General features: G+C 36.1%; 1 protein-coding gene. It reads left to right on the top strand.

All coding sequences use genetic code 11. The annotated features are described in order from the left end of the window. Nucleotides 1–815: DUF11 domain-containing protein (locus tag BAQ44_RS09515; protein WP_131801854.1), on the top strand; the 815-nt coding region annotated here is incomplete at both ends.

Raw genomic sequence — 815 nt, 5'->3', positions numbered from 1 at the left:
AGCTTTAAAAATACGGTAGAAAACGGAAAACTAGCAGAGGTGAAAATAGAAGATACTTTACCAGAAGGTTTAGAGTATATAGAAAACAGTGTGAAAGCAGAAGGTGCTGAACCAAATCCAATAGAGTTGAAAGTGGAAAACGGTAAGGTACTGGCGAAGTATCCAGAGATTACGGATACAGAAGAAAGAAGTATCACTTTTAAAGTGATAGTAAAAGAAGAAGTAAAAGTCGGCGAAAAAATCGTCAATAAAGCAATTATTGATGATACAAAAAACAAACCAGAAACACCAAAGGTAGAAATTACTCCGCAGTATAAAGATGGAAAACTTGAAGCGAAAAAGATGGTAAATAATCAAGCGCCGAAGTTAGAAGAAGAAATCGAATACCGAATTAGTTTTAAAAATACGGTAGAACATGGAAAGCTAACAGAGGTAAAAATAGAAGATGATTTACCAAATGGTTTAGAGTACGTGAAAGATAGTTTAAAAGCAGAAGGATCTAAGCCAGATCCAGTGGAATTGAAAGTGGAAAAAGGCAAGGTACTGGCGAAGTATCCAGAGATTACGGATACGAAAGAGAGAAGTATTACTTTTAAAGTGAAAGTAAAAGGTAAAGTGAGCGATACAATTGTCAATCAAGCGATTGTGAGCGATACGAAACATCCGCCAGAAACACCGAAGGCAGAAATTATTCCGCAGCATAAAGATGGAAAAGTTGAAGCGAAAAAAGTAGTAAATAACCCGTCACCGAAGTTAGGAGAAGAAGTAGAATACCGAATTAGCTTTAAAAATACGGTAGAAAACGGAAAACTAGC

It is taken from the genome of Bacillus mobilis (genome assembly GCF_001884045.1).
In the GTDB taxonomy this organism is placed as follows: Bacteria; Bacillota; Bacilli; order Bacillales; family Bacillaceae_G; genus Bacillus_A; species Bacillus_A mobilis.
The sequence above is the reverse complement of the archived record's forward strand: the minus strand, read 5'-3'. Positions and strand labels throughout refer to the sequence as shown.